A 566-nucleotide genomic window follows, 5' to 3' on the forward strand; every position below is an offset into this window, starting at 1 on the left:
GCAGGAAATCCGTCACCTTGCCGCCGTCTGTGGCGGCCAGAGCCGGAGCGGTCGTCACCAGGGCCAGCGCGGTGGCAATGAACGCGTTGCGCAGCCAGGCGGACGATCGATGGCTCCGGTTGTGGTGGCTGGTCGAAAGGCAAGGTTCGAGGCAACGTGATTTGTTCCTCATTTTGATGAAGGCGCTGCGTCCCCGTCTCCCTGCGTGGGAGGATCGGCGGGCAGCGGCGAGCCAGATGAATAAGCTCTTCATGGGGCCAAGCCTTACTCGAGCCTCATCTTTGGAGGGACCCAGGAGACCTGCGGCGGTATTTCTTGGTGAGGTGATCATGGGACGGATTCTCCTTGGTCCGAGACGCCTTGCGGATGACCAAGCATGCACCGTGCCAGATCAGAAAACCGTTCAAGGCAGTGGACAAATCGGGCTCTGCCATGTTGCGCATCCGACATTGTCTGACATCGGACAGGGCCGAACGCGACGCGCGCGCGGCTGAGAATATCTTCTTCGTTCGGAAGACGATTGGGCGCGCTGCCGGGGAGGGGTATAGGATGCGCTTCGAATGGCC

General features: G+C 61.1%; 1 protein-coding gene and 1 pseudogene. One reads left to right on the forward strand and one right to left on the reverse strand.

Features of this window, described 5'->3' with window-relative positions; translation table 11 throughout:
- Positions 1-331 (reverse strand): annotated as a pseudogene (locus tag NKI16_RS34025) (hypothetical protein); the annotation flags it as partial.
- A 29-nt stretch (positions 332-360) separates the two neighbouring features.
- Here NKI16_RS34025 and NKI16_RS34030 point away from each other — a divergent pair.
- Positions 361-566: hypothetical protein (locus NKI16_RS34030; RefSeq protein WP_352924833.1), on the forward strand; the 206-nt coding region annotated here is incomplete at its 3' end.

Origin of the sequence: Mesorhizobium sp. M0698 (assembly GCF_040320455.1) — a bacterium.
In the GTDB taxonomy this organism is placed as follows: Bacteria; Pseudomonadota; Alphaproteobacteria; order Rhizobiales; family Rhizobiaceae; genus Mesorhizobium.